General features: G+C 64.9%; 24 protein-coding genes. 8 read left to right on the top strand and 16 right to left on the bottom strand.

Annotated features, from left to right (window positions below; translation table 11 throughout):
• Positions 1–121 precede the first annotated feature (121 nt).
• Positions 122–436: an integrase core domain-containing protein gene (locus FEF27_RS08155; RefSeq protein WP_279526791.1), complete on the top strand. Its 315-nt coding sequence runs from the start codon at positions 122–124 to the stop codon at positions 434–436.
• A gap of 349 nt (positions 437–785) precedes the next feature.
• On the opposite strand, the gene FEF27_RS08160 is transcribed toward FEF27_RS08155, so the two are convergent.
• The 6 genes from FEF27_RS08160 to FEF27_RS08185 all read right to left on the bottom strand — a co-directional run bounded on the left by FEF27_RS08160 (position 786) and on the right by FEF27_RS08185 (position 6,570).
• The gene (locus FEF27_RS08160) at positions 786–1,130 is read right to left on the bottom strand and encodes a hypothetical protein (protein ID WP_138170370.1); all 345 of its coding nucleotides are present in this window, start codon (positions 1,128–1,130) and stop codon (positions 786–788) included.
• Positions 1,131–1,189: 59 nt separating this feature from the next.
• Positions 1,190–1,522, bottom strand: coding sequence for a VRR-NUC domain-containing protein (locus FEF27_RS08165; RefSeq protein WP_166429964.1), 333 nt, complete (start codon positions 1,520–1,522; stop codon positions 1,190–1,192).
• Between the two features lie 107 nt (positions 1,523–1,629).
• Positions 1,630–1,911: a hypothetical protein gene (locus tag FEF27_RS08170; RefSeq protein WP_138170372.1), complete on the bottom strand. Its 282-nt coding sequence runs from the start codon at positions 1,909–1,911 to the stop codon at positions 1,630–1,632.
• Between the two features lie 1,734 nt (positions 1,912–3,645).
• A complete protein-coding gene (locus tag FEF27_RS08175; protein ID WP_138170373.1) occupies positions 3,646–3,831 on the bottom strand; it encodes a hypothetical protein in 186 nt (61 codons plus the stop codon).
• A gap of 578 nt (positions 3,832–4,409) precedes the next feature.
• Positions 4,410–5,273 (bottom strand): MurR/RpiR family transcriptional regulator, encoded by an 864-nt coding sequence (locus FEF27_RS08180; protein WP_138170374.1) that lies wholly within the window; start codon positions 5,271–5,273, stop codon positions 4,410–4,412.
• Between the two features lie 55 nt (positions 5,274–5,328).
• The gene (locus FEF27_RS08185) at positions 5,329–6,570 is read right to left on the bottom strand and encodes a pyridoxal phosphate-dependent aminotransferase (protein WP_138170451.1); all 1,242 of its coding nucleotides are present in this window, start codon (positions 6,568–6,570) and stop codon (positions 5,329–5,331) included.
• 188 nt (positions 6,571–6,758) lie between these two features.
• On the opposite strand from FEF27_RS08185, the gene FEF27_RS08190 reads away from it, so the two are divergent.
• A complete protein-coding gene (locus FEF27_RS08190) occupies positions 6,759–7,655 on the top strand; it encodes a VOC family protein (protein ID WP_138170375.1) in 897 nt (298 codons plus the stop codon).
• Positions 7,656–7,664: 9 nt separating this feature from the next.
• Here FEF27_RS08190 and FEF27_RS08195 read toward each other — a convergent pair whose 3' ends face one another.
• The gene (locus FEF27_RS08195) at positions 7,665–8,558 is read right to left on the bottom strand and encodes a sulfite exporter TauE/SafE family protein (RefSeq protein ID WP_243729157.1); all 894 of its coding nucleotides are present in this window, start codon (positions 8,556–8,558) and stop codon (positions 7,665–7,667) included.
• A gap of 4 nt (positions 8,559–8,562) precedes the next feature.
• A complete protein-coding gene (locus FEF27_RS08200) occupies positions 8,563–9,348 on the bottom strand; it encodes an ABC transporter ATP-binding protein (RefSeq protein WP_138170376.1) in 786 nt (261 codons plus the stop codon).
• Positions 9,349–9,397: 49 nt separating this feature from the next.
• Here FEF27_RS08200 and serB point away from each other — a divergent pair, with 49 nt between their 5' ends.
• The 6 genes from serB to pgl all read left to right on the top strand — a co-directional run bounded on the left by serB (position 9,398) and on the right by pgl (position 17,909).
• Positions 9,398–10,366, top strand: coding sequence for a phosphoserine phosphatase SerB (serB, locus tag FEF27_RS08205; RefSeq protein WP_166429965.1), 969 nt, complete (start codon positions 9,398–9,400; stop codon positions 10,364–10,366).
• Between the two features lie 70 nt (positions 10,367–10,436).
• Positions 10,437–12,545, top strand: coding sequence for a transketolase (tkt, locus tag FEF27_RS08210; RefSeq protein ID WP_243729158.1), 2,109 nt, complete (start codon positions 10,437–10,439; stop codon positions 12,543–12,545).
• 32 nt (positions 12,546–12,577) lie between these two features.
• Positions 12,578–13,720 carry a transaldolase gene (gene tal / locus FEF27_RS08215; protein ID WP_138170378.1) on the top strand — a complete coding sequence of 381 codons (1,143 nt, stop codon included), beginning with the start codon at positions 12,578–12,580 and terminating at the stop codon, positions 13,718–13,720.
• A gap of 78 nt (positions 13,721–13,798) precedes the next feature.
• The gene (locus FEF27_RS08220) at positions 13,799–15,451 is read left to right on the top strand and encodes a glucose-6-phosphate isomerase (RefSeq protein ID WP_138170379.1); all 1,653 of its coding nucleotides are present in this window, start codon (positions 13,799–13,801) and stop codon (positions 15,449–15,451) included.
• Positions 15,448–17,022 carry a glucose-6-phosphate dehydrogenase gene (zwf, locus tag FEF27_RS08225; protein ID WP_138170380.1) on the top strand — a complete coding sequence of 525 codons (1,575 nt, stop codon included), beginning with the start codon at positions 15,448–15,450 and terminating at the stop codon, positions 17,020–17,022. Before FEF27_RS08220 ends, zwf begins: the two co-directional genes overlap by 4 nt.
• Positions 17,023–17,075: 53 nt before the next feature.
• Complete coding sequence (gene pgl / locus FEF27_RS08230) at positions 17,076–17,909, top strand: 6-phosphogluconolactonase (protein ID WP_243729159.1); 834 nt, start codon at positions 17,076–17,078, stop codon at positions 17,907–17,909.
• Positions 17,910–17,948: 39 nt separating this feature from the next.
• Here pgl and secG read toward each other — a convergent pair whose 3' ends face one another.
• The 8 genes from secG to rapZ all read right to left on the bottom strand — a co-directional run bounded on the left by secG (position 17,949) and on the right by rapZ (position 25,356).
• Positions 17,949–18,200, bottom strand: a complete 252-nt coding sequence (gene secG / locus FEF27_RS08235) for a preprotein translocase subunit SecG (RefSeq protein ID WP_138170381.1) — start codon at positions 18,198–18,200, stop codon at positions 17,949–17,951.
• Positions 18,201–18,268: 68 nt separating this feature from the next.
• Complete coding sequence (gene tpiA, locus FEF27_RS08240) at positions 18,269–19,081, bottom strand: triose-phosphate isomerase (protein WP_138170382.1); 813 nt, start codon at positions 19,079–19,081, stop codon at positions 18,269–18,271.
• On the bottom strand, positions 19,078–20,316 hold the full coding sequence (locus tag FEF27_RS08245; RefSeq protein WP_138170383.1) for a phosphoglycerate kinase: 1,239 nt from the start codon (positions 20,314–20,316) through the stop codon (positions 19,078–19,080). The genes tpiA and FEF27_RS08245 overlap by 4 nt, the downstream gene beginning before the upstream one ends.
• Positions 20,317–20,376: 60 nt before the next feature.
• Positions 20,377–21,384 carry a type I glyceraldehyde-3-phosphate dehydrogenase gene (gene gap / locus FEF27_RS08250; RefSeq protein ID WP_138170384.1) on the bottom strand — a complete coding sequence of 336 codons (1,008 nt, stop codon included), beginning with the start codon at positions 21,382–21,384 and terminating at the stop codon, positions 20,377–20,379.
• 223 nt (positions 21,385–21,607) lie between these two features.
• Positions 21,608–22,231, bottom strand: coding sequence for a superoxide dismutase (locus FEF27_RS08255; RefSeq protein WP_138170385.1), 624 nt, complete (start codon positions 22,229–22,231; stop codon positions 21,608–21,610).
• A gap of 150 nt (positions 22,232–22,381) precedes the next feature.
• On the bottom strand, positions 22,382–23,362 hold the full coding sequence (whiA, locus tag FEF27_RS08260) for a DNA-binding protein WhiA (RefSeq protein WP_138170386.1): 981 nt from the start codon (positions 23,360–23,362) through the stop codon (positions 22,382–22,384).
• A 63-nt stretch (positions 23,363–23,425) separates the two neighbouring features.
• Positions 23,426–24,439: a gluconeogenesis factor YvcK family protein gene (locus tag FEF27_RS08265; RefSeq protein WP_138170455.1), complete on the bottom strand. Its 1,014-nt coding sequence runs from the start codon at positions 24,437–24,439 to the stop codon at positions 23,426–23,428.
• A 26-nt stretch (positions 24,440–24,465) separates the two neighbouring features.
• The gene (rapZ, locus tag FEF27_RS08270; protein ID WP_138170387.1) at positions 24,466–25,356 is read right to left on the bottom strand and encodes an RNase adapter RapZ; all 891 of its coding nucleotides are present in this window, start codon (positions 25,354–25,356) and stop codon (positions 24,466–24,468) included.
• Between the last annotated feature and the right edge of the window lie 8 nt (positions 25,357–25,364).

Here is a 25,364-nt window from a genome sequence, read left to right on the forward strand (position 1 = left end):
CGTTAAGCCGAGGAATTTCTACCGATCCGTCACAGGACCGGCCAGCACCAGATTCCTCGGCTTAACGAAAACCTCGGCATAATCCGAGTTAACCGGAACTCCGGTTAACAGTGACCGCGGGGTGCAGTACACCTCTGAGGACACCCACAAGGTCTGCTCCACCTTGGGGATTAGCCAGTCGGTGGGTAGGACGGGGGTCTGTTTTGATAACTCTATGGCCGAGAATGTGTTTTCTAAGCTGAAGACCGAGTTCTACTACCGGCGCTCATGGGCGACCCGAGCCCAGGCTCGCAGCGGGGTAGCCTGCTGGATCGAGAAGGTCTATAACCGCCGTCGGCTGCACTCCGCTGTTGGGATGATCCCGCCAGTGGAATACGAGGAATCCCTCCGTCACCAGGCAGAAGGACAGTCACAAGGAATTCAGGAAGCCGCCTGAAGAACTAAGCAAGTGTCCACGATTTGCGGGCAAGGCCAATGGCGCCCGAAGAGAAGCTGACTATCCTGCGGACCCGGCCTGCGCTAATAGAAAGAACAGCTCGCATTCCGAGTGACCAAAGGACGGTTCACGTGCGCCAAAGGCACACACTAACTCTTTTGCAGGGCGGCCGCACTATGGCTACCCTCGACGACCGCATGGATGTTACCCCTTACTGTCGGTAGGAATCGGTTCTCAGGCGCTACGCCTAAAACCGACGTCACAGCGGTCGGTCTACATGATTGCTCACCCTTACTTTGAGGCGCAGAAAAGGCCCCCACTATTCGGTGGGGGCCTTTGGTTTCCTCGATCATGGGTTCTCTTTGAGCCAGGGGTCTAAATCAACGCCTACGAGCCATCTGCGCAGGACACCTTCTCGGCCAACCTGCCAGGCATCGAGATCGGGCCCGTGCTCTTTCAATCGTTGGATCCGCTGAATCGTGCCTTGGGCAACTAATTCACGTTCTTCCTCGCTGAGACTCGGGTGCAGGTGGAGCTCGAAGGAGTAGCCGGGCTCACCAGACGACGTTTTCCCAGGTTGAGCGATGATGCATGCAGCGTAGTTCTTGCCCAACTTAATTGCTTCTTCTGCCACTTGTGGATCGTCTTCAATTGGCATATTAAGACGCTGCAGCCGCCGCATATAGTAGGCCACGTCTTGGCTCCTATCCGTGGTAGAACGTTCCTTCATCCTAGCGTGGCCCAGTCCTGCGTCTATCGTTTGCGGATATCTAGGGCGCGCAAAATTGCGCCGCTATGCAGGTTTTCCGGCTTCCAGGCGTGCGAGCTGATTTGGTGGCCATCAATCCATGCCCCTACCTGTCGCCAGACATCAAGCCACTGCTGCTGCTCGACTGTGACCTTGCCGAGTCGTCCCCGGCTGTTGTAACCCTTCAGCTCAATGAGCATTAGTCGGCCGGAAGTGTGCGCGGCGATGAAGTCCGGGAATCCGCGTTTCGACTTGCGGCTGTCTGTTTCGTGGTGCCATTTCCACCCGTACAGGGTGAGCATGTCCACGACTGCGCTCTGCAGCTCGGCTTCGCTCATACGCTTGGTGTGCTGGCGCCTCATCGTGTCCTCTCTCGTTTGCTTTTGTAGCCCGCGTTGGCCTTCAGGCGCGCTGCCACTTCCCTGAATGCTGGCGTTGGCGGCGTCTACGGTTTGCGCTCTGACGGCTCCCGGGCTCGCTGTTTGGCCTCAAATTCGCGCCGGCGCCTGCCGTACAGAATGCGCAGCACTGACGTGTCCATCGGCACCCGGCTGTGCGGCTCTGGGTGGCTGCCGTAATCGTCTTCAATCAGTGCCACCCCGGGCTCGAATGGGACATGCGGCAATTTCTTCTCCATCGTTCGCGCTGCGGCGTCGGTGTTGACCACCAGAGTGTCGTGGTGGCGCGCCAGTAACAGCAGCGCGTTGACCTCCCGTGGTGTCATCATGTCCCCCGTCCAGTTTGTGCGTGGCCGCCCCACAGTCCGGCCTATGTTGGCTGTGGCCTCATGTCGAACTCACCCGACTGGATGCGCTGGTCTCCGTCTTTGATGATTTGCAGTTCACGCTCGGCGGCCGTCAATTTCGGCGCCTGCTGGCCTGTTGCGTATTCGCTGGCCCGTGTCAGCCATGCGTGGAAGGCCAGGCCCCCAATCGGCGTATCGGTTGTCTTTCGACTGGTGGTGACTCTTGAATTTCTCAGCTTCCATGTGCAGGTCAAGAGAGAGTTGCCGCGCCATGGCGCGGTGCGCGTCGGTCGGCTCCCAATCGTCAGGCAGTGGCACCTTCGGCTTGGCGCGCTTCACTCTCTTAGTACCTTTAGGTACTACGGGTACGGGCTCGGGTACGGGGGTTACGAACTCATCCGTTACAGGCGCGTGACTCACGTCGGTGTCACGGTGTGGCGCATGCGTGACACCGCTGTCGTTACTGTGTGTGTTTGGCTGCGGTTCCCGTTGACGTGCCTGTTTCTTCGGCCGCTGTTCTCAGCGTCGGCGCGGTCTTTCCTTTGACGCTTCACGCTATGACTCAACTGATTCCCGCGTTGGCTGGTAGTCGTGCCAGTCACGGAATCGGTAGCCGTCCCCTGTGGTCTCCTAAAGTCCAGCCTCCACCAGCTCTGCCGCATGGGGGCAGTGCCCCGTGAACGCCTGCTCTGCCCTGGCCGAATGACACCGCCGGTCAGATCGTTGGCACACAGCCGCCGCCTGCCCTCCGTCGCTCTTTTGATCACTTCCTGCGCTGTCGAGCTCCACCTCATGGCGCGCACGTCATCGCCGGCGCCTTCTGCAACACCGGTTGCGCCGAGCCGGTGTCCGATGTCGAACTCGTCGTGACATTCGTCCTGGTCCCTCAGGCGTGTTTTTCGTGAAGGAAGAAATCGCCCTGTGGTGCCTGCGGGTGCCTCTGATGCGCAAGAGTGCATTTCTCGACTGCTAGGCCACTGACGGCCCCACACAGAGTCTCTGCGGATGCACCCCCGGCGATCGTGGAACTGTCGACACGGCAGCATCCGGCCAAATTGCAAGTCCTGGGGCACGACAAGCAGCTGATGATCACCTGGCCATCTATGCGCGCACCGGCCTGTCTCCACCCTCCAAACCAATGCTCCTCTGCATAGCTCTGGTGGTCGTGGTGTCCTGCAACCCCTGTCTAATTAGTGGCTGACCACCCCAGAGCTCGGCTTGACTCGGCTCGCGCCCGATGGCCAACTGCCGAGGCAGGATGCGCTGGTCCCTGTCGGCGGCAATCTGCAGTATCACCTCTCGTGAGCTTCGGCGCCTGGTGGCCGACGCTTTACTCGGCAGCCCGTGTCAACCAGGTGTAGCACGCCTCGTGAAAGTCGGAGCAACAGTTGTCGTTCGGGATGGTGGTAACTCTTGAATTTCGCAGTTTCCATATGCAGACCCAGTGAAAGTTTGACGCGCCTTGGCGCGGTGCGTAGCGGTCGGCTCCCAATCGCCAGGCAGCGGCACTTTTGGCTTTGCGCGCGAACTCTCTGGTTCTGGTTTAGGTTCTGGTTTAGGTTCTGGTTTTTCCTGCGCGCGAGGGGATACCCCATGCGATACCCCTTCGGATACCCCTTCCGGCATCTTTGGGAAAGGTGCATTTCTGACCATGAATTTGCTCACGGCATTCATGCCCGCTGGCCTATTCTCGTATTGGTCCATTCGGTGCAATTCTTAGCTTAGGGCTGCCCGTATCTGCACCGATTCGAGAAGGTCCAGAGCCGTGGCTACGCCCGTGTCTGTCTTGATGGGTGCGAAGATGCGGCCATTGCGGATGAATGAGCGCACGCACGCCGCTTCGGTGGCGTCGTGAATCATGATGAAGGCGCGCTGTGCCAGTTTCTGACCGGCGTGCTCCACACGCTCCGTCCTAATGTCATCGGCACTGGGAGAGATGCGTCGCGGACGCCAGTCGGTCGCGCCGGCAATTCTCAGCTTCGGGTCAAGACGCGACTCTAAGGCACGGATTTAGGCAGCCTCAGGGCCCCGCGCACTTGGTGGCCTTGCGGCGAAACACGACGTGACTCGCGAGCTGATCCGTCTCCCTTGAAAGTCGCACGAACGGCTCTCTGCGAGAATCCTCGACGCCCGATCCGGAGCCCAGCGGGCCAGTACGGACAGTTCCAATGCGTATCCCCAATGGGGATACAAAATGGTGAATAGCAGTGAATAGCAGTTAATACTGGTGAAGACCTACCTATTTCGGCAGGCGGGCTGGATGGCCCTGGATGCCTGCAATGACGGCGAAGTGGGCCGATTGTTACGAAACCTTGCAAGGTGGTTCAAGTCCCCCTCCGCGCACAGTGTGATGTGCCGGGACGTCGTTCACAGATGTCTCAGCACATTATTGAAAGGTAGGGTTCTGGACCGTCGGGTTCGGGGCCCTACCTTTTTTTGTCCCGAGGTCCGTGCGGCGGCTGCGGAGGGTGTCGCTCGGCTCAGTCCTCGTAGACGCCGAACTGCTCCAGCAGCTGCTCGTCCACGAGGAGCTCTGAGCGGGCCTCCGCGCCCCTTTCCACCGCGACGGCGGTCGCCAGCGTCTGGCTCAACGACGTGAAGACACTCAGCGAGCGAAGGATCGTCACGCCCTCAGTCTCGATGAGGAAGACATGGTCAGCTAGCTGCGCCAAGGGCGAGGACCTGTCATCAGTCAGCGCGATCGTCGTCAGCCCCTTCTCCCGGGCGTATCTGAGGCCTTGGACGGTACTTGCGGTATACCGCCGGATCGACGCTGCGATGAAGGCATCCCCCGCCTCGAGGTTCCGCAGCTCGTCCACCAGCCCGCCTTCTGCCGGTGCCAGCTGGAACACCTGGGGCCGCACCAGACCCAGAAGATAGGCCAGCAGCTGCGCGACGCTGGCGCATTTGCGCAGGCCCAGGACATGGACTCGGGGTGCAGCAGCGAGGGTCCGCACTGCCTCCTGCCACACCTCAGGCACGATCCGGGAGTATGTGCGACGCAGGTTCTCCTGCTCGTGGTGCAGCACTGCCGCGAACATGTCATCGGAGCTCGATCCTTCAACGAGATCGAACCGGGAGACCAGGTTTGCCTGCTGCGTCACCTGTGCCCGGCACAGGCCGACGACCGCAGCGTACCCGGGCAGGCCCAGGGACTGCGCGAATCGCACCACGGAGGACTGATTCACCGCAGCGAGTTCGGCGGTCTGGGCGATGGTGCGGAAGGCGGTGCCCTCCGGGTCGCGCAGCAGCAGATCCGCTATACGCTCCTGTCCAGGGGCAAGGCCGGCGCTGCGGCGAGCCTGGAGCGCTGCGGCCAGCTGATCGTAACTCTCAATAGCCATCCTGCCTGCCTTTCGGTTCACTGCCGTCATTCTCCGTTAGGCCCTCAGGCGACGATCACCGCAGCAGTGCGGTGAGGGCCTCGCGGAGGTGGTCCAGCGCCTCAGCAGTCCATGGCAGATTGAGCGGGTCAGTGGAGCCCAACGCCGCCCAGCGCTCTTCCTCGGTGGAGCCGTAGAGCAGACTCGTCGCCACCCGCGCCCGCACCCGCCGGTCGTCGTCGCCGAATGCTGCCCCGGCAAGCACCCCGACACCGTGGTCATTAAGGAGGACGCGTGCCAACTCCGTGCCCGTGGTGATTCCGCGCGCCGCTAGCCGCTCCCGCTGGGGCTCGAAGTCCGGATACAGGTAGAACCCCGCAGCCGGCGGACGTGCGACGGCGCCGACCTGGGCGAACTCCTCATACACAGCGGCAGCGACTGTGGCGTGCAGCCGAGTGGACTGCTCAATGTGGGCCAGAACCTCAGGTGCGTCGCTGAGGACGAATCCGGCGGCTTCCTGTTGCGGAGCGGCCAGCCCGGACCAGACCTCACTGGCGACTCCCACGATTCTCTGATGCACCGCGCGGCCCCATTCCGTGGCAGGTATGCGGGCGTAGCCGATTCGCCAGCCGCCCAGGGCAAGCGACTTCGAGAGGCCAGTAGTCACGATCACACGGTCGGGAAGCAGCTCGGCAATGCTCGGTGACTGTTGGCCTGAGTGGACCACTGAGGCATAGATCTCATCGGAGATCACCGCCAGGCCGTAGTGCTCCGCTATCTGGGCGATCTCCTGCAGCTGCGCCCATGAGGCCACCGTGCCGGTGGGATTATCCGGCACCGTGAGGACGAGCACCCCTGGCTCACGCCCGGCCTGTACGGCCTCCCTCAGCCGGCTGCGCAGCTGCTCCGGCTCGGGGACTCCTCCGGCTGGAGCCGAAATGGGCACCGGAATGGTGCGCTTGCCCAGCAGCGCTGCCTGAGCGGCATAGCTGACCCAGGACGGTGTCGGCAGCACCAGATCGCCGGGGAGGCTGGCCAGGCCAGCGAACAGCAGGGCCTTGCTGCCGGGAGCGAAGATCACCTGGTCGGCCTCGGTGGGCAGGCCGCGGCGTGCGAACCATCCCGCCGCCTGAGCCCGCACATGCGGGGCGCCGACCACCGGCCCGTACCCATTGCGGTGCGCATGTTCGGCCAGCGCATTCTGGATACTGGGCAGCACCGGCAGACCGGCTTCCCCGAAGCCCAGGTGCAGAACTCGTTCCCCGCGAGCACGCCGGGCAAGCACTGCTTCGTTGATGGCCAATGTGGCCGAATGCATCGTAGTCACAACTCTCCTTAGCAATCCTAGTTGCGTACAAAACCTTACACGCAATCACAATTGCCCGGCACCCCGGCTGACTCCGGAGCGCGAATGGCGAATGCCACCTATTGGTTGCAGCTTTAACCAAGTTATGGGACACTGGCATTACTTGTTACCGCAACTAAAACGCTTGAAGGAAACTACTCATGGAAGCACCGGCCTGGGCCCCTGAAGCCGTCGAGACACCGGGCGCGGCGGCGGCCGACACCCGCATGGACACTGTCGAACTGCTGGTCCACGACCTCGACGCGATGACCGCCTTCTACCGCGACGCGGTGACACTCGATGTCCTGGACCAGTCCGGTCCCACCGCAACTCTGGGCCGCGGAATCCGCCCCATGGTGATGCTGAAGCAGGAGAAGCATCTGCCAGGACGTGACAGCTACGGAGCCGGTCTCTTCCACACCGCCATCGTGTTCGAGGACCAACGCCGGCTGGCCGCAGCCTTGGCCTCCATGGCCGAAAACGCAGGAGACCTGTACCAGGGTGCCGCGGACCACTTGGTCAGTGAAGCCTTCTACTTCGCTGATCCCGAAGGCAACGGGATCGAGCTGTACCGCGACCGGCCCCGCGACCAGTGGCAAATCAGCGGCGGGGTGATCCAGATGGCGTCGAATCCCCTGAGCCCCCGGCAATATCTGACCCAGTGGCACGATCCCGACCTGCCCGCAGGCGGGACCTCTGCCGCCATCGGACACGTGCACCTCCAAGTCGGCGACATTCCCACGGCCCAGCACTTCTACACCGACATCATGGGGCTCGACGCCACCTTCAGGATGGGCCGCTCCGCACTCTTCGTCTCCGCCGGCGGTTATCACCATCACCTGGGACTCAATACCTGGAACAGTGCTGGAGCGGGCCCCCGCGCGGCCACCCTGGGTCTGGGCGATGTGCGGATGCTGACTCCCACTCGGGAGGATGTTGAGGCTCTGGCGGAGCGGCTCAGGCATTACCAGGTGCCGTTTGCCGACGATGGCAGCACGCTGCGTTTCGAGGACCCTTGGAAGACCCAGCTGATGGTCAGTCCCGAACAGGCAGCGTGAACCGGTCTGCTAACCGACCAGCAGGTTCCGGAGCATCACTGCCAGCGCTACCAGGCCCAGTGTGATGATGACCGCGCGCAGCACCAGTGGCGAGAGCTTCCGGCCCACCCACGCGCCAATGACTCCGCCCACGGTGGAGCCGACTGCGATGATCGCCACCACACCCCAGAGGATGACTCGGTCGTCGGGCTCGCGAATCAGGTAGTCCACCACCACATAGCTGACCGCGGCAGTGAGGTTCACGAACGCCACCAGGAGGTTCTTCACCCCGTTGGCCTGCTGCATTGTGGCTGCCAGCAGGATACCCATGATGCCCATCAGCAGGATGCCCTGCGCAGCGACAAAATACCCGCCGTAGACCCCTGCGAGGAACACCAGCAGGATCAGCGGCCAGCCGACCGAGTCGGCCGCCTTGCGCGCCACCGTCTCCGGATCGTCCTGCGGCTGCGGCGTGCGCGGATCGGGATCCTCGGTGCGCTCTGCGGTGCGCCGCCTGACCCAGGCCGCCAGCCGCGGCTGGGCGATGACCATCACCAGTGCAAGCACGATCAGCAATGGCGCCACAGCGCCGAAGACTTCCTCGGGCAGCGTGATCAGCAGTGTCGCGCCGATGACGCCACCGAGGAAAGACGCAGGAATCAGCCGGCCTAGGACGGACCTGATCTGGACGATCTCCCTGCGGTACCCCCAGGCGCCGGTGAAGTTCCCGGCGATCAGCCCCATGGCATTCGACACCGTCGCGGAGACGGGCGGGACCCCCATCGCCACCAGCACAGGGAAGGTGACCAGGGTCCCGGAACCGACCACAGTGTTGATGGAACCGGCCCAGATGGCGGCGATGAAGATCAGCAGCAGCAGACCTGCGCCCAGGCCGTGCAGTTCGAACTCGAGCAGCGCCTCCAAGGCGTCAGCTCTTCATGAAGGCGCTGTACCGGCCTTCACGCTCGGTCAGCTCCAGGGGCATGTCAAAGGTGGTGCTGAGGTTTTCCGAGGTCAGCGTCTCGGCCAGGGGCCCTGCGGAAACCACCTGTCCGTCGCGCAGCAGCAGCACGTGGGTGAATCCGGGGGGAATCTCCTCCAAATGGTGGGTGACCAGCACCGTGGCAGGAGCGAAGGCACCTTGCACCAGCGCGGCGGTCCGCGCCACCAGAGCTTCTCGGCCTGCCAGGTCGAGCCCGGCTCCGGGCTCATCCAACAGCAGCAGCTCGGGGTCAGTCATCAGCGCCCGGGCAATCTGGACTCGCTTGCGCTCCCCCTCGCTGAGCGTGGCGAAGGGCCGGTCGAACACGGTGCCGACACCCCAGTCGTTGAGCAGCTGGAAAGCCCGGCGCTCGTCCTGCCTCTCGTACTCTTCCCGCCACCGTCCGGTCACCCCGTAGGCGGCGGTGACCACCACGTTCAGCGAGGTTTCCCGCCCGGGCAGGGTGTGCGCCACCGAGTTCGAACACAGGCCGATGCGCGGACGCAGCTCAAAGACATCCACCCCGCCCAAAGTTTCGCCAAGGATTTCAGCGCTGCCTGCGGTGGGAAACATACGGGCGGCGGCAATCTGCAGCAGCGTCGTCTTCCCCGCTCCGTTGGGGCCCAGGATCACCCAGCGCTCCCCGTCCTCAATCCGGAAGTCGACGTCGTCGAGGAGCAGTTTGCGGCCACGGCGCACAGTGACACTGGAGAGATTCAGCACGGGACTCATGCGCCCAACCCTACCGAACCGCTCTCGCGGTTATAGGCTGAGACGCGCTATGACTGATCTGCCTTCCGGGACTATTGCCATGCTCGCCGCCGAAGACCTCGACGGCCCCCTGACCCGCTCGCTGACCGCGGAATTTGACCGCCGCGGCAGGGTCCACCACACCGAATCCGCCGAATTCACCACGCCGTCCGGCACCATCCGCGCTGTGCGATGGTCCTTGGAGCTGGGTGACTCGGACGACACTTTCGGCACCCAGCTGATCAGTTCGCTGCTCGACGACGCCGCAGCCCAGCTCGCACCCGCCCATGTCACCACCACGGTGCTCCCGGCCCGGCAGCGCCCCACCGGGGAGATGCTGCTGATCATGGACGTGGACTCGACGCTGATCGATCAGGAGGTCATTGATCTGCTGGCCGGTTTCGCCGGCGCCGCCGAGGAGGTCGCCGAGGTCACCGAACGGGCGATGCGCGGGGAGCTGGACTTCACCCAGAGCCTGCACGCCCGCGTGGCGACACTGGCTGGGCTGGACGACACAGTTCTTCACGAAACCTCTGCGGCGCTGACCGCCACCACCGGCGCCACAGACCTCATCAGCACCTGGCAGCGCCGGGGCTGGCCCGTCTACGCGGTCTCGGGGGGCTTCCGCCAGCTACTGGAACCACTTGCGGAGCAACTGGGTCTAACCGGCTTTGACGCCAACACGCTCCAGGTGCGCGACGGGCGCCTCACCGGCCGCACCGCAGGTCACATCGTCGATCCGCACACCAAGCGGCAGCGCCTGCTGGAGTGGAGCAAGCACCATGCCACGCCTGTTCAGAATGTGGTCGCTGTGGGCGATGGTGCCAATGATGCCGATATGGTGAAAGAGGCAGGCGTGGGGGTCGCTTTCTGCGCCAAGCCGGCGTTGGCGGAGCACGCCGACCTGGTGATCACTCATCGCCATATGGGGCTCATTGCCTACGCCATCGGCTTGGCCACAGAGGCGACGAAACCCACTCCCCCCGGTAGGGTGGAGTGAGACACGGCACGAGGGCGTGCCTCCTATAGGCCCCACCCAGAGACACATCACCGCTTGGAGGACTCTCACTGTGACCGAAATCTTCACCGACCTGGACAAGAAGGCCGTGAACACCCTGCGGGTGCTCGCCGCCGACGCCGTCGAGAAAGTCGGCTCAGGCCACCCCGGCACTGCGATGTCACTCGCCCCGGCAGCCTACCTGCTGTTCCAGAAGGTGATGCGCCATGACCCCTCGGACCCCGAGTGGGCCGGCCGGGACCGGTTCATCCTCTCCCCCGGGCACTCCAGCCTGACCCTCTACCTGCAGCTGTACTTCTCCGGATACGGTCTGGAGCTGGACGACATTCGCGCCCTGCGCACCTGGGGATCACTGACACCGGGCCACCCCGAGTACGGCCACACCGACGGCGTGGAGATCACCACCGGGCCCTTAGGTCAGGGCCTGGCCTCGGCAGTCGGCTTCGCCTACGGTCAGCGCCGACTGCGCGGCCTGCTGGACCCTGAGGCGGATCCGGGGACCTCCCCCTTCGACCACCACGTCTGGGTCATCGCCTCCGACGGCGACCTCCAGGAAGGCGTCACCTCTGAAGCCTCCTCGCTGGCCGGGCATCAGCAGCTGGGCAACCTCAACGTGATCTGGGATGACAACAAGATCTCGATTGAGGACGACACTGACATCGCCTTCACCGAAGATGTCATGGCACGCTACGCAGCCTATGGCTGGCACGTTCAGCGGGTCGACTGGCTGAAGACCGGCAACTACGCCGAGGACATCGAAGAGCTCCACCGGGCGCTCAGCGCCGCCAAGGCTGAAACGGCCAAGCCCTCGTTGATCGCGCTGCGCACAGTGATCGGCTGGCCCGCACCGGGCAAGCAGAACACCGGTGGGATCCACGGCTCAAAGCTCGGGGAGGAGGAGCTGGTCGCCACCAAGGAGATCCTCGGCTTCGACCCAGAGCAGCACTTCCACGTCGAGGACGAGGTCATCGGCCATGCCCGGCAGGTCGGTGAGCGGGGTGCTGCCGCCCGCGCCGAGTGGGAAGACAGCTATGCGGCCTGGCGGGAAGCCAACACCGATGCTGCCGCCCTGTACGACCGGCTTGTCGCCGGCGAACTGCCCCCGGGGTGGGAGGACCGGCTCCCCGTCTTCCCCGCCGGTGAATCGGTCGCCACTCGGGCGGCCTCCGGCAAAGTGATCAACGCCGTCGCACCGGTGCTGCCCGAACTCTGGGGCGGATCAGCGGACCTCGCCGGATCGAACAACACGCTCATCGCCGGTGAGGATTCCTTCGGCCCGCACAGCTGGTCCACCGGGAAATTCTCCGCCCAGCCGTTCGGGCGAAATCTGCACTTCGGCGTGCGGGAACATGCCGCAGCCGCGATCACGAACGGCATCCAGCTCTCCGTGCCGCTGCGCACCTACAACGGCACCTTCCTGATCTTCTCCGACTATCAGCGCCCGGCAGTCCGTCTGGCCGCCCTGATGGGCGTGGGCTCCATCTTCGTATGGACCCACGACTCGATTGGCCTGGGTGAGGACGGCCCCACCCACCAGCCGGTCGAACAGCTGGTCAGCCTCCGGGCCATCCCCGGGCTGGATGTCACCCGGCCAGCCGACGCCAACGAGGTCGCGGTGGTGTGGCGTGAGGTTCTCAAGCGCGCCGACCGGCCCGCAGGGATCGCCCTGACCCGACAGGGTGTGCCCACGTTCGCCCGGGGCGAGGGCCCCGCCACCGCTGAAGCGTTCGCCTCGGTGGAAGGTGCCGCCCGCGGCGCCTACGTGCTGGCAGAGTCAGTCCGCGACGGCGTCGTCACCACCCCCGACGTCATCCTCATCGGCACCGGGTCCGAGGTGTCGCTGGCTGTCGAAGCCCGCGATGAGCTGGCTGGAAAAGGAATCGCCGCCCGCGTGGTCTCCGCCCCGTGCTTGGAGTGGTTCGCCGAGCAGGACCCCGCCTACCGGGAATCGGTGCTCCCGAAGGATGTCAGAGCCCGTGTCGCCGTGGAGGCGGCGCACCCGTTGAGCTGGTATCCCTACGTCGGCGACGCCGGCCGGATTGTGGGCCTGGACCACTTCGGGGGCTCAGCTGACTACAAGGAGCTGTACACGCAGTTCGGCATCACCGCCGAGGCAGTCACGGCCGCGGCTGAAGATTCCATCAGCGCCGCGAAGAACTGAACTTTCACGACCTTCTGACCAAGGAGCACAGCATGACCGTCGACACCGAGTCCACCACCGGCAACCCCCGCACTCAGGCGCTCTCCGACATCGGAGTGTCCATCTGGCTGGACGACCTCTCCCGGGAGCGGCTGAACTCCGGCTCCCTGGCGAGGCTCATCAAGACCCACCATGTGGTGGGTGTGACCACCAATCCGACCATCTTTGAAACAGCCGTCAGCTCCGGAGAAGCCTATGAGCAGCAGCTGGCCCAGCTGGCGGAGCAGGGCGCCGACGCCGAACAGGCCGTTTTCGAGATCACCACCTCGGATGTGCGGGAAGCCTGTGATGTGTTTGCCGAGACCTACTCGGCCACCGGAGGGGTGGACGGGCGAGTCTCCATCGAGGTGGACCCGCGCATGGCTCGTGATGCCGATGCCACGATCGCCGAAGCAAAACGGCTCTACCAGGCGGTCGGACGCGAGAACGTCATGATCAAGATTCCCGCCACGGTGGAGGGGATCGAGGCCATTGCCGCGGTGCTGGCGGAGGGGATCAGCGTCAATGTGACCCTGGTCTTCTCCCTGGAGCGTTACCGTGCAGTGATCAACGCCTTCATGCTCGGCTTGGAGAAGGCACACACCGACGGTCTGGACATCTCCAAGATCCACTCGGTCGCGAGCTTCTTCGTCTCCCGGGTTGACAGCGAGGTGGACAAGCGTTTGGAGCTGGCCGCCGAAGAGGGCAAACCCGGAACTGAGAAGCTGAAGTCCAAAGCTGCCATCGCCAACGCCCGGCTGGCCCACCAGATCGCGGCCGAGTCGTTCAGCTCGGAGCGCTGGCGGCTGCTGGCCGAACGCGGCGGCCGGCCGCAGCGCCTGCTGCTGGCTTCCACCGGCACCAAGGACCCCAGCCTGTCTGACACCCTCTACGTCACCGAGCTGGCCGCAGCGGGGGTGGTCAACACCATGCCGGAGAAGACACTGCAGGCTCTGGCCGATCACGGCGAGGTGGACGGGGACACGATGACCGACACCTACGTGGAGTCCAACCGGGTGCTCGACGGGATCTCCGCAGCCGGTATCAGCTACCGCTCCGTGGTGGAGACCCTGGAGGCTGAAGGGCTGGAAAAGTTCGACAAATCCTGGGAAGGGTTGCTCAGCACCATCGATGAGGGCCTGAAGCGCCAGAGGTAAGCGGCACCGGAGCATATCCGGCCACCGCGTGAGCGGGACTCCCCGCCGGAACGAATTCGCAGAGAAGGGAACACTCAGATGAGCTCGCTGTCGTTGACCTTGATCGGTGCCGCAAGAGAGGCTGCCGAGGCCCAGGCACCCGGACTCGTCGACCACGAGTTTGCCTCCCGGCTGGCAGCCCAGGACCACACGCTTTGGGGTCCTGACGCAGAGGAGGAGGCCGCGAAGCGGCTGGGCTGGGTCGCACCGTTCGCCGCGGGGCGGCCGCTGGTGGACCAGATCAGCCGGCTGCGCCAAGAGCTCGCGGCCGAAGGCGTGAACCGGGTGGTGCTGGCCGGAATGGGCGGCTCCTCACTGGCGCCTGAGGTCATCTGCGCCTCCGCAGGCGTCGACCTTGTGGTGCTGGACTCCACTGACCCCCAGCAGGTCCGGGCGGCGCTGACCGAGCTCGAACGCACTGTACTGGTGGTCGCGTCGAAGTCGGGCTCCACAGTAGAGACCGACTCCCAGCGGCGCATCGTGCAGCACGCCCTCGAGCAGGCCGGCATCGACCCGTTCTCCCGGACGGTGGTCGTCACTGACCCCGGCTCCCCCATGAATGAGCAGGCCCGTGAGCAGGGTGTCCGTGCCGTGTTTGAGGCTGACCCGACAGTCGGCGGCCGCTACTCCGCCCTCACCGCGTTCGGTCTGGTCCCGGCAGGGCTGGCCGGGGCGGACATCGCTGAGCTCTTGGACTCTGCGGAGAGCGCAGCAGATCTTTTGGCGGAGGACGACGCCGCCAACCCCGGCCTGCAGCTGGGAGCCGCCCTGGGCGGGACTGCGCCGCTGCGGGACAAACTGGTCATCACCAATGCGGGATCGCCGCTGGTAGGGCTGGGCGCCTGGATCGAACAGCTGGTGGCCGAGTCCACCGGCAAGCAGGGCACCGGCCTGTTGCCGGTGCTCGTGGCCGACGGCGAGCCGGAGCTGACCCGCGACGCCGAGGACGCGCTGGTGGTCCAGCTGGTCGACGCCGAGGCCGACGAAGGCCCTTCGGTGGACGCCGACCCCGCCGAGACGGTGGTCTCTCCGCATATGGTGCGCACCGGCGGAAGCCTGGGGGCGCAGTTCCTGCTGTGGGAGGTCGCCACGGCGGTCGCAGGATCGCTACTCGGTATCAACCCCTTCGATCAGCCCGACGTCGAGTCGGCAAAAGTTGCCGCACGCGGCCTGCTGGACTCCCCTGCGCCGGTCCCGGCTGCCACCACCGTCGACGGCGCCGTGGAGCTCCGTGCCTCCGGGGACCCCAGTCTGCTGCCGGCTGGGGAGGTCAGCGTCGCTGAGGCCCTTGAGGCACTGCTGCGGCGGATCCCCGACCGTGGCTACCTGGCCGTCATGGCCTACCTGGACCGCATCTCTGAGAACCGACTTGAGGAGCTTCGGCCGCAGCTGGCCGCGCTGTGCGGACGCCCGGTCACCTTCGGATGGGGACCACGGTTCCTGCACTCGACCGGGCAGTTCCACAAGGGTGGGCCCGCGGTCGGAGCGTTTCTGCAGATCACCGGCACCCCGGAGCAAGACCTGGAGGTGCCCGACCGTCCCTTTACGCTCAGCCAGCTGATCACCGCCCAGGCCCATGGCGACGCTCAGGTGCTGGCTGATCACGGGCGCCCCGTGCTGCAGCTGCACCTGCGCGATCGGAACGCGGGCATCGCTGCGGTCCTCGACGCGGTCTCGGCGCTTGCCTCATGAGCAGTGCCGCACACGGCGACCCGCTAGCCTCCGCCTTTGCTCGCCAGGCGCAGGACCAGCGCACCAAACGCAATGGCTCGCGCCCGGCCGGGGACTGCGCGATGGTGATGTTCGGTGTCACCGGGGACCTGGCGCGGAAAAAACTGCTGCCCGCGATTTATGACCTCGCCAACCGCGGCAGGCTCCCGGAGAGCTTCAGCCTGGTCGGGTTCGGGCGCCGCGACTGGGACGACGCGGAGTTTGCCTCTCAGGTCAAAGCTCACGTGCAGGAGCGGGCGCGCACCGACTTCGACGAAGAGGTATGGGAGAAACTCGCCGCGGGTCTGCGATTCATCCACGCCGAGGGCTTCGACGACGACGACGCCTACCGGCGTCTGGGGCAAGTGCTGGTGGACCTCCAGGACGAGCGCGGCACCGGCGGCAATCACGCGTTCTACCTCTCCATCCCGCCCAACTCCTTCGAAACCGTGTGCCAGAAGCTCTCCAGCCACGGATTGGCCCGGCGGGCGCAGTCCGCCGCGGATTCCTGGTCCCGGGTCATTATCGAAAAACCCTTCGGGCACGATGAAGCCTCCGCCCATGAGCTGAACCACGCGGTGGAGCGAGTCTTCGCCTCCGACGATGTCTTCCGCATCGATCACTATCTGGGCAAAGAGACCGTGCAGAACCTGTTGGCTCTGCGGTTCGCCAACCGACTCTTCGAACCGCTGTGGAACAACCAGCACATCGATCACGTGCAAATCACGATGGCCGAGGACATCGGCATTGAAGGCCGAGCCAGCTACTACGACGGCGTCGGTGCCTCCCGTGATGTCATCCAGAACCACCTGCTGCAGCTTCTGGCGCTGACCGCGATGGAAGAGCCCATCAGCTTTGACGCCGATCACCTCCGGCGGGAGAAGGAGAAAGTGCTGGAGGCGGTGCACGTCCCGGAGGACCTCGGCGCCTCCAGCGCGCGCGGACAATACGCCGCCGGCACCCAGCACGGCGAGGAAGTTCCCGGGTTTCTGCAGGAAGAGGGCTTCGACCCGGAGTCCACCACAGAAACCTACGCCGCCTTCAAATTGGACATCCACACCCGCCGGTGGGCCGGCGTGCCGTTCTACCTGCGCAGCGGGAAGCGCTTGGGCAAGCGTGTCACCGAGATCGTGGTGCTGTTCAAACGCGCCCCGAATCTGCTGTTCACCGAAGCGGATGAAAACCAATTCGGACAGAACGCCCTGATCATCCGCATTCAGCCCAATGAGGGGGCCACCCTCCGGCTGGCCTCCAAGGTGCCCGGCACCGGGATGGACATCCGTGATGTGGACATGGACTTCAGCTACGGCCGCTCCTTCACCGAAGAGTCCCCGGAAGCCTATGAGCGGCTCATCCTCGATGTGCTTCTCGGGGAGCCGCCGCTGTTCCCCCGGCACCGTGAGGTGGAGCTCTCCTGGCGGATCCTGGATCCCTTCATTCAGCGCTGGGAGGCCATGGATACCCAGCCTGAGCCCTACAGTCCAGGCTCATGGGGTCCGAGCTCCGCTCATGAACTTCTCAGCCGCGACGGCCGAGCATGGAGGGTTCCCTAAGTCAGGGAACCTAGCCTGGGCCAGCGGAAACACAACGACCTCGAGGATAAGGGATGGGTGTTATGGAGATCAGCATCAATACGCACACCGCAGAGCCACAGATTGAAGTCTACGCGGACCGGCCCGCGGTCACCGAGGCCATCGCCAGCAAGCTCCTCACTGTGCTGAGCGAGGCACTGGTCAGCCAGCCCGCCGCACACGTGTCCCTGACCGGCGGCGGGGCAGGAATCGCGGTGCTCACCGCGGTCAAAGACCTCCTGGAGCACAGCACCACAGTTCCCGATTGGTCGGCAGTGCACTTCTGGTGGGGCGACGAGAGGCTGCTCCCCCGGGATGATGCTGAGCGCAATGAGACTCAGGCCAGGCAGGCTTTACTGGACGCTCTGGTCGACGAACACGGCCTGCCGGAGGAGAACATCCACCCCATGCCGACCTCCGAGGACGCCGCCCACCCGGCTGCCGGGGCGGAGATGTACGCCCAGCAGCTGGAGAGCTTCGCCCCCGAAGGCGGGATCCCGGGCCCACACGGACCACTCAATATGCCCGCCTTTGATGTCATGCTGCTGGGGGTGGGTCCAGACGGGCACATCAACAGTCTCTTTCCCGGCAAGGACTCCTTGACGGTGGTCGGTCAGACCACCGTGGGCGAGGAGGACGCCCCACAGCAGCTGGGCCCGCCGCTGCGCGTGACACTAACGTTCGATGGCATTCACACCGCGCAGCGGGTATGGACAGCGGTCACCGGAGCAGACAAGGCTGAGGCGGCCGCCCGGGCGCTGGCTGCCGAGCCCGACGTCTCAGAGGTCCCGGCCGCCAATGCCCGCGGAGCACAGGAAACGGTCTGGCACGTGGACCGCGCCGCCGCCGAGCAGCTGCCGCGCGTCTGAGTTCTTGCCCAGCGCGGCGGCTGGGTATTAACCGCTGCGCTACCAGGAACCGGTGGTCTGAATCAGCAGCGCCAGGGTGACGATGATCAGACCCCACACGATGCCCAGCACGATCGTCAGCCGCGTCAGGTTCCGTTCAGCGACACCAGAGGAACCCAATGAGGAGGTGATCCCGCCGCCGAACATGTCAGACATGCCGCCCCCGCGGCCCTTGTGCAGCAGGATCAGCAGAATCAGGAGCAGGCTGATCACCAAGAGGGCGACCTGAAGCCCGACGGTCATTGCGGTCACATGCGGCCTTTCGTGGACGTTCAGCAGAAATTGCGCAGCTACCAGCCTAGCAGGGCGGCTGCAGCCGGCTAAGCGGTGATGTGCTTTTCGAACTGGGCGATCTTGGCGAACTCCTCGGCATCAAGTGAGGCCCCGCCGACCAGTGCGCCGTCGACGTCGGCACCTTCCAGGATCGCAGCCACGTTGCTGGACTTCACAGATCCGCCGTAGAGGACTCGGACCGAGTCGGCGAACTCTGCTGTATAGAGCTCGGCGAGCTTGCTGCGAATAGCCTGCGCCAGTTCCTGGGCGTCCTCGGGGCCGGCGGTCTTGCCAGTGCCGATCGCCCAGACGGGTTCGTAGGCGATGACCAGTTCACTCAGCTGCTCCGCAGTGAAGCCCTGCAGCGCTGCCTCCACCTGAGCCAGCGTGTGCCGCACGTGGTCACCCGCCTCGCGCACCTGAAGTCCTTCACCCACACACAGCAGCGGGCTCAGCTGGTGGCGCAGAGCAGCCTCGATCTTCGCATGGATCAGCTCATCATTTTCGTGGTGAATCTCACGGCGTTCGGAGTGCCCGATGAGCACCTGGGTGCAGCCCAGCTTGGCGAGGAAGCCCCCTGGGATGTCCCCGGTGTAGGCACCGGAGTCTTGCGCGGAGAGATCTTGCGCGCCGTACGTCAGGGAGAGCTTGTCCCCGGCGACCAGGGTCTGCACACTTCGGAGATCGGTGAACGGCGGAAACACCGAGACTTCGACGCGGCCGTAGTCGTGGCCGGCGTCGTCGAGGGTCCAGGCCAGCTTCTGCACCAGGGCGATGGCCTGAATATGGTCCATGTTCATCTTCCAGTTGCCGGCGATCAGCGGCCGGCGGACATACGCCCCGTCCCGTGTGGTGGTCATGCTGCTCCTAATGCGTCGATTCCTGGCAGGTTCTTCCCCTCAAGATACTCCAGCGAGGCGCCGCCTCCGGTGGAGATGTGACCGAACCGGGACTCGTCAAAGCCCAGTGCCCGCACCGCGGCCGCCGAGTCCCCGCCGCCCACCACGGTGAACCCGCGAGTCTCGGTCAGCGCCCGGGCCACCGCGGCTGTGCCGTGGGCGAAGGCATCCATCTCGAACACGCCCATCGGCCCGTTCCAGAACACGGTCTCGGACCGGGAAATCTCGGCAGCGAACAGCGCCGCGGACTCCGGTCCGATGTCGAGACCGAGAGCCTCAGCCCCGTGGGCACCAGATTCCAGTGCTTCCAGGGGCAACACCTCATGCTCCGCATCCTCGGCGAACTTCGAGGCCATGACGATATCAGTGGGGAAGATCAGCTTGGTCCCGTGCTGTTCGGCCAACTTCATCAGTCCGGTGACAGACTTATCGTTCAGCAGGTCCGTCTCGACCAGGGACTTCCCAATCCGGTACCCCATCAGGGCCTTCGCGAGAGTGAAGACCATGCCGCCGCCGATGATGAGGCTGTCGGCTTTGGGAATGAGGTTCTCGATCACCGCGATCTTGTCTGAGACTTTGGACCCGCCCAGCACCACGGTGTAGGGCCGCTTTGGGGAGCGGGTGAGCCGGGTCAGCACCTCCAGCTCGGTGGCCACCAGGTCTCCCTGGTAGGCGGGAAGCTTTTGCGCAATGTCATAGACCGAGGCGTGCTTGCGGTGCACCGCCCCGAAGGCGTCATTGACGAAGGCCCCGCCCTCCCCCACCAGGGCGGCCAGTTCCGTGGCAAGCTCGGCGCGTGCGGCGTCGTCCTTGGAGGTTTCGCGCGCGTCGAACCGTACGTTCTCCAACAGCAGGATCTCCCCGGCCTCCAGGGAGGCGACCGCAGCGTGTGCCCGCGGACCCACCAGGTCCTCGGCGTGGGTCACAGAGGCGCGCGCGAGCTCTTTCATCCGCGCCGCCACCGGAGCGAGCGAGAACTCCGGATGCGGTTCACCCTTGGGCCTGCCCAGGTGAGCGGTGACCAGCACCTTCGCCCCGGCCGCGGCGAGCTTCTCCAGGACCGGCAGGGAGGCGCGAATCCGGCCGTCGTCGCCGACCTCACCTTGGATGAGGGGCACATTGAGGTCGGAGCGGACCAGTACGGTGCGCCCGGAGACACCCTGCCTGAGCAGGTCATCAAGAGTCGAAGCAGTCATAGCTGGCGCGGTGTCCCTTCCCATCACGTCGCGCTGAACCGGGGTCCCGGTCCGCTGTTTTCAGAGTTTACTGGCAACGTGCTCGGTCAGGCGCACCAACCGTGAGGAGTAGCCGTACTCATTGTCGTACCAGGAGAACACCTTGACGGTGCGCCCGATGACCTTCGTCAGCGGCGCATCGAAGATGGAGGCGTGGGGGTCGCCGATGATGTCGGAGGAGACGATGGGGTCCTCGTTATAGGCGAGCGCGCCGGCCATCGGGCCTTCTGCCGCGCGCTTGAAGGCGGCGTTGACCTCCTGAGCGGTGACCCCCTCCTTGGCGACGGTGACGGTGAGGTCCGTGCCCGAGCCGGTGATGACCGGGACGCGGACAGCGAAGCCGTCCAGCTTGCCGTCGACCTCCGGGATCACCGCGCCGATGGCTGCAGCGGCACCAGTGGAGGTGGGGACCATATTGTTCGCCGCAGCGCGGGCGCGCCTGGGGTCACGGTGCGGTGCGTCGTGCAGGCGCTGGTCACCGGTGTAGGCATGGACCGTGGTCATCAGGCCCTCGACGATGCCGAACTCGTCATTGAGCACCTTCACCAGCGGTGCCAGGCAGTTGGTGGTGCAGGAAGCGTTGGAGATCACGGTGTGGTTCTCCGCATCGTAAGTGTCCTCGTTGATGCCGGGCACAAAGGTGCCGTCCACACCATCACCGGGGGCGGAGATGATGACCTTCTTGGCGCCGGCGTCAATATGCTTGCTGGCTGCCGCCTTTGTGGCGAAGAATCCGGTGCTCTCAATCACGATGTCGATGCCCAGCTCCCCCCACGGCAGTTGAGCCGGGTCCCGCTCGGAAAGCAGCTTGATGCGGCGGGACCCGATCACGAGGGTGTCGCCGGAAAGGGTCACCTCCTGCGGGAAGCGGCCCAGAATGGAGTCATACTTGGTGAGGTTGACCAGCGTGGACGGGTCAGTGAGGTCGTTGATCGCAACGAGCTCCAGATCGGATCCTTGGTCTTGCAGCACCCGCAGCACATTGCGTCCGATGCGTCCGAATCCGTTGATTGCGATCTTAGTCGCCATAGTGTGTCCTTCCGTTTCCGGCTTGAGGTTTTCTGCATTAACCCACACGGTTAAACGTGCCGAGAAACAGGTTGGGGATCAGCTGCGCCGGTGTGTTTCCGGCGCCGCTGACCCCCAACAACTTCGTTGTTCTCAGGTGTAGCTGCAGAACGTGTTCAGTTTTCTTCAGCCTATTGTGTCATAGGCGCGACGCCGCGGCGTCGTCTTCGTCACATTCTTGCGACTACGGCGTGACGAGTTTGCCTGCTCCGGCGCGTGCGGCGGCCAGGCGGGAGGCGACGTCGTCCCAGTTGACGACGTTCCACCATGCCTTGACGTAGTCAGGCTTCACATTCTGGTAGTCCAAGTAGAAGGCGTGCTCCCACATGTCCAGCATCAGCAGCGGCGTCGTGGCCACGGGGATGCCGTTCTGCTGGTCGTAGAACTGCTCGATGACCAGGTTGCCGCCCATTGGCTCATAGGCCAGCAGCGCCCACCCCGAGCCCTGGATGGTCAGCGCCGCCTGCGTGAACTGCTCCTGGAACTTCTCAAATCCTCCGAAATACTCATCGATGGCAGCCGCCAGGTCACCTTCAGGGCGCCCCTGGCCGTTGGGCGTCATGTTTTTCCAGAAGATGGAGTGGTTGGTGTGCCCGCCGAGGTTGAACTGCAGGTCCTTGAGCAGCTTGGGGGTGGTGGCGTAGTCGCCCTTGTCGCGAGCCTCGGCCAGCTTCTCCAGAGCGGTGTTTGCACCGCCTACGTAGGTGTTGTGGTGCTTCGAGTGGTGAAGCTCCATGATGCGGCCGGAGATGTGCGGCTCCAGGGCACCGTAGTCGTAGTCGAGCTCAGGAAGGGTGTACTCAGCCATGCGTTCCTCCTTGTGACGGGGGTTCCGAGGTCGCTGCCTCGCTGCAGATTCATCCTATGCCGCCGGGGAGCTGCGATGAAGAGGGTGAAGCCGTGTGACAGGCTCTGTTCACCGATGGAGGAACGCCTCCAGCTGGCGTCCAGGTGCCGCTCAGCTGTCGAGCATCTCGTCGGTGACGTGAGCCTCGGTGCCGGGAATGCCCTTGTCTTCTGCGAGTTTGTCCGCCATGGCCAGCAGCCGACGGATTCGCCCGGCGATAGCGTCCTTGGTCATGGCTGGCTCCGCCAGCCGGCCCAGTTCGTCCAGTGAGGCCTGTTTGTGCTGCAGGCGCAGCTTGCCCGCATAGGCCAGGTGTTCGGGGACGTCCTCGCCCAGGATCTCCAGGGCTCGCTCCACGCGGGCTCCGGCAGCGACTGCCGCCTGGGCGGACCTGCGGAGGTTGGCGTCGTCGAAGTTGGCCAGCCGATTGGCGGAGGCGCGGTGCTCCCGCCGCTGCCGGCGCTCCTCCCACACTTCCAGGGTCTTGTGCGCACCCATGGCGGTGAGCAGCTTGGCGATGGACTCCGCGTCTCTGATCACCACGCGATCTGCATTGCGGACCTCCCGGGCCTTGGCGAGGATGTCCATCCGGCGCGCCGCACCCACCAGGGCCAGGGCGGCCTCGGATCCGGGGCAGGTGACTTCCAGGGAGCAGGACCGCCCCGGTTCGGTGAGCGAGCCGTGGGCGAGGAAGGCGCCTCGCCAAGCGGCCACCGCATCGTCCACCGAGCCGTTGACCACCACCGCTGGCAGCCCCCGCACCGGTCGCCCCCGTCCGTCCAGCAGGCCGGTCTGACGCGCAAGCGCGTCACCGTCGCGGACCACCCGCACCACATACCGGGAGCCCCGCTTGAGCCCATTGCCGGAGACCACAATGATTTCGCAGCCGTGCCCGAAGACTTCGCCCAGCCCGGCCCGGAGCCGCCGCGCGGTGTGCGCATGGTCCAGCTCCGCTTCAATGACGATCCGGCGCGAGATCACGTGCAACCCGCCGGAGAAGCGGAGCATGGCGGAGATCTCAGCCTTGCGCTGAGCGGTGGTGAAGACCTCCACCCGGGAGAGTTCGTTCTTGACCGATTCGGTCAGCGCCATTGGTATCTGATCCTCATGTGTGGTTCGGTTCGGCTGGTGCGCTGGAGCGTGCGCAATAGTATCTCAGGCGTGGAACACCTCGCTGAAGGAGATGGCCAGACGCAGCGGATCATGCACGTCCTGCTGGGTTTCTCGCCGGACCTCCCCGTACGTGATCGAAGCACCCAACTGGGCCGCCGCCTGCTCGAAGTCTGCCTGCTCCGTCTCCGCGATCGCGCGGGGATCCGCGATCACAGAGTCCACGCGCATCCCCGGGGCGTACTCGGCAATCACCTTGAGGTGATCAGCCGGAGTCATCCCGGGCGTCTCAGCAGTGTCCGGCTTGAGGTTCATCACAATGCACCGTCTGGCCTCCGTCTCACCCAGTGCGATGCGCAGCCCGTCCAGCAGCAGGTGGGGAAGTACAGAGGTGTACCAGGACCCGGGCCCGAAGACCACCCAGTCGGCCAGCTCGATGGAGGTCACTGCCTCCATGCACGGTTCGGCATCCTGCGGGTCCAGCTGCAGGTCGGTCAGCCTGCCGAGACTGCCGGCACGCGCGAGTTCAGCTTGGGAGCTCATACGGACCGGTTCTCCCCCGTCCTTGGGGTGCACCATCCCTGACAGCGCCAGCGGGGTGCGGGACATCGGCAGCACCTGACCGCGCGCTCCCAGCAGCGCTCCGGCCCAGCGAAGGCCGTCGACCGGGTCGCCCAGCAGCTCCCACAGCGCCACGATCAGCAGGTTGCCCATGGCGTGGTCGTCGAGGCTGCCGGTGATCCCCGCCTTGGACCTGAAGCGGTGCTGCATCACATCGGCCCATGTCCGGCCCCAGTCGGTGTCGTCACAGAGGGCGGTCAGCGCCATGCGCAGGTCTCCAGGGGGCAGCACATCCATGTCATGCCGCAGCCTGCCTGAGGAACCGCCGTCGTCCGCCACGGTACAAATCGCGGTGAGGTGCTCAGCTCCGACTATGCGCAGAGCTTTCAGCGTGGCCGAGAGGCCGTGACCCCCGCCCAGCGCTGTGACCCGGAAGGTCCTCCGGCTCGTGGGAGGGGCCATCAGCTGCGAGCTGACTGTCGGCACGGGGCCGGTCATATGGTTCACGGTGGGTCTCCCGCCAGTTACTCGCGGCCGAGATCGCGGTGAACAACGTTGACGGTGACGTTCGGCAACTGAGCCAGCCGACGGGCCAGCTCCTCACTGATCGCCACAGAGCGGTGCTTGCCGCCCGTGCAGCCCACCGCAAGGGTCGCGTAGTGCTTGTTTTCGCGTCGGTACCCGTCCAGGACCGGTTTGAGCGCTTCCACATAGCGGTCGACGAATTCTCCGGCGCCCTCGTTCTCCAGCACGTAGTCCCGGACCCGCGCGCTCTGTCCCGTCAGCGGGCGCAGCTCTGGCACCCAATGCGGATTGGGGATGAACCTGACATCGGCCAAGTAGTTGGCATCAGCGGGCACGCCGTACTTGAAGCCGAAACTCATCACGTTCAATCGCAGGGTGATCGGGCCGTCATCGTTGAAAAGCTCGTTGATGGCGTTGGCCAGGCCGTGGACGTTCAGATCCGTGGTGTCAATCACGATGTCAGCCTGGTCCTTCACGGGGGCGAGCAGCTCCCGCTCGGCGCGGAGCCCGTCGGGGATGCGTCCCTCCCCCTGCAGCGGGTGCGGACGCCGGCCCTGTTCGAACCGGCGGACCAGCAGCTCGTCGCTGGCTTCGAGGTACAGCACCCGGTAGTTGATGCCCGCCGCAGAGACCTGGGCCAGGCCCTCCTGCATCGAGCTGTAGAGTCCGCGGCTGCGCGCATCCAGCACCACCGCCAGCTTCTCCACCGAGCCAGGGTTGCGCGCCACCAAGTCCATCATGGTGGAGATGAGCTCCGGCGGGAGTCCCTCCACCACGTACCAGCCCATGTCCTCCAGCGCGTGGGCCGCGGTGGTGCGCCCCGCGCCAGACATTCCGGTGAGAATCAGCAGTTCGCTCTCGGGCGGTTTCACCGGCGCAAGGTCGCTCATGTCTCCAC

Source organism: Nesterenkonia sphaerica, assembly GCF_005771565.1.
Classification (GTDB): domain Bacteria; phylum Actinomycetota; class Actinomycetes; order Actinomycetales; family Micrococcaceae; genus Nesterenkonia; species Nesterenkonia sphaerica.

Coding starts and splice junctions, on each gene's coding strand:
- FEF27_RS08165 (WP_166429964.1), bottom strand. CDS start 1,522: ATGAGCGAAGCCGAGCTGCAGAGCGCAGTCGTGGACATGCTCACCCTG.
- FEF27_RS08170 (WP_138170372.1), bottom strand. CDS start 1,911: ATGATGACACCACGGGAGGTCAACGCGCTGCTGTTACTGGCGCGCCAC.
- FEF27_RS08180 (WP_138170374.1), bottom strand. CDS start 5,273: ATGGCTATTGAGAGTTACGATCAGCTGGCCGCAGCGCTCCAGGCTCGC.
- FEF27_RS08185 (WP_138170451.1), bottom strand. CDS start 6,570: ATGCATTCGGCCACATTGGCCATCAACGAAGCAGTGCTTGCCCGGCGT.
- FEF27_RS08190 (WP_138170375.1), top strand. CDS start 6,759: ATGGAAGCACCGGCCTGGGCCCCTGAAGCCGTCGAGACACCGGGCGCG.
- FEF27_RS08200 (WP_138170376.1), bottom strand. CDS start 9,348: ATGAGTCCCGTGCTGAATCTCTCCAGTGTCACTGTGCGCCGTGGCCGC.
- serB (WP_166429965.1), top strand. CDS start 9,398: ATGACTGATCTGCCTTCCGGGACTATTGCCATGCTCGCCGCCGAAGAC.
- tal (WP_138170378.1), top strand. CDS start 12,578: ATGACCGTCGACACCGAGTCCACCACCGGCAACCCCCGCACTCAGGCG.
- FEF27_RS08220 (WP_138170379.1), top strand. CDS start 13,799: ATGAGCTCGCTGTCGTTGACCTTGATCGGTGCCGCAAGAGAGGCTGCC.
- zwf (WP_138170380.1), top strand. CDS start 15,448: ATGAGCAGTGCCGCACACGGCGACCCGCTAGCCTCCGCCTTTGCTCGC.
- pgl (WP_243729159.1), top strand. CDS start 17,076: ATGGGTGTTATGGAGATCAGCATCAATACGCACACCGCAGAGCCACAG.
- tpiA (WP_138170382.1), bottom strand. CDS start 19,081: ATGACCACCACACGGGACGGGGCGTATGTCCGCCGGCCGCTGATCGCC.
- FEF27_RS08245 (WP_138170383.1), bottom strand. CDS start 20,316: ATGACTGCTTCGACTCTTGATGACCTGCTCAGGCAGGGTGTCTCCGGG.
- gap (WP_138170384.1), bottom strand. CDS start 21,384: ATGGCGACTAAGATCGCAATCAACGGATTCGGACGCATCGGACGCAAT.
- FEF27_RS08255 (WP_138170385.1), bottom strand. CDS start 22,231: ATGGCTGAGTACACCCTTCCTGAGCTCGACTACGACTACGGTGCCCTG.
- whiA (WP_138170386.1), bottom strand. CDS start 23,362: ATGGCGCTGACCGAATCGGTCAAGAACGAACTCTCCCGGGTGGAGGTC.
- FEF27_RS08265 (WP_138170455.1), bottom strand. CDS start 24,439: ATGACCGGCCCCGTGCCGACAGTCAGCTCGCAGCTGATGGCCCCTCCC.
- rapZ (WP_138170387.1), bottom strand. CDS start 25,356: ATGAGCGACCTTGCGCCGGTGAAACCGCCCGAGAGCGAACTGCTGATT.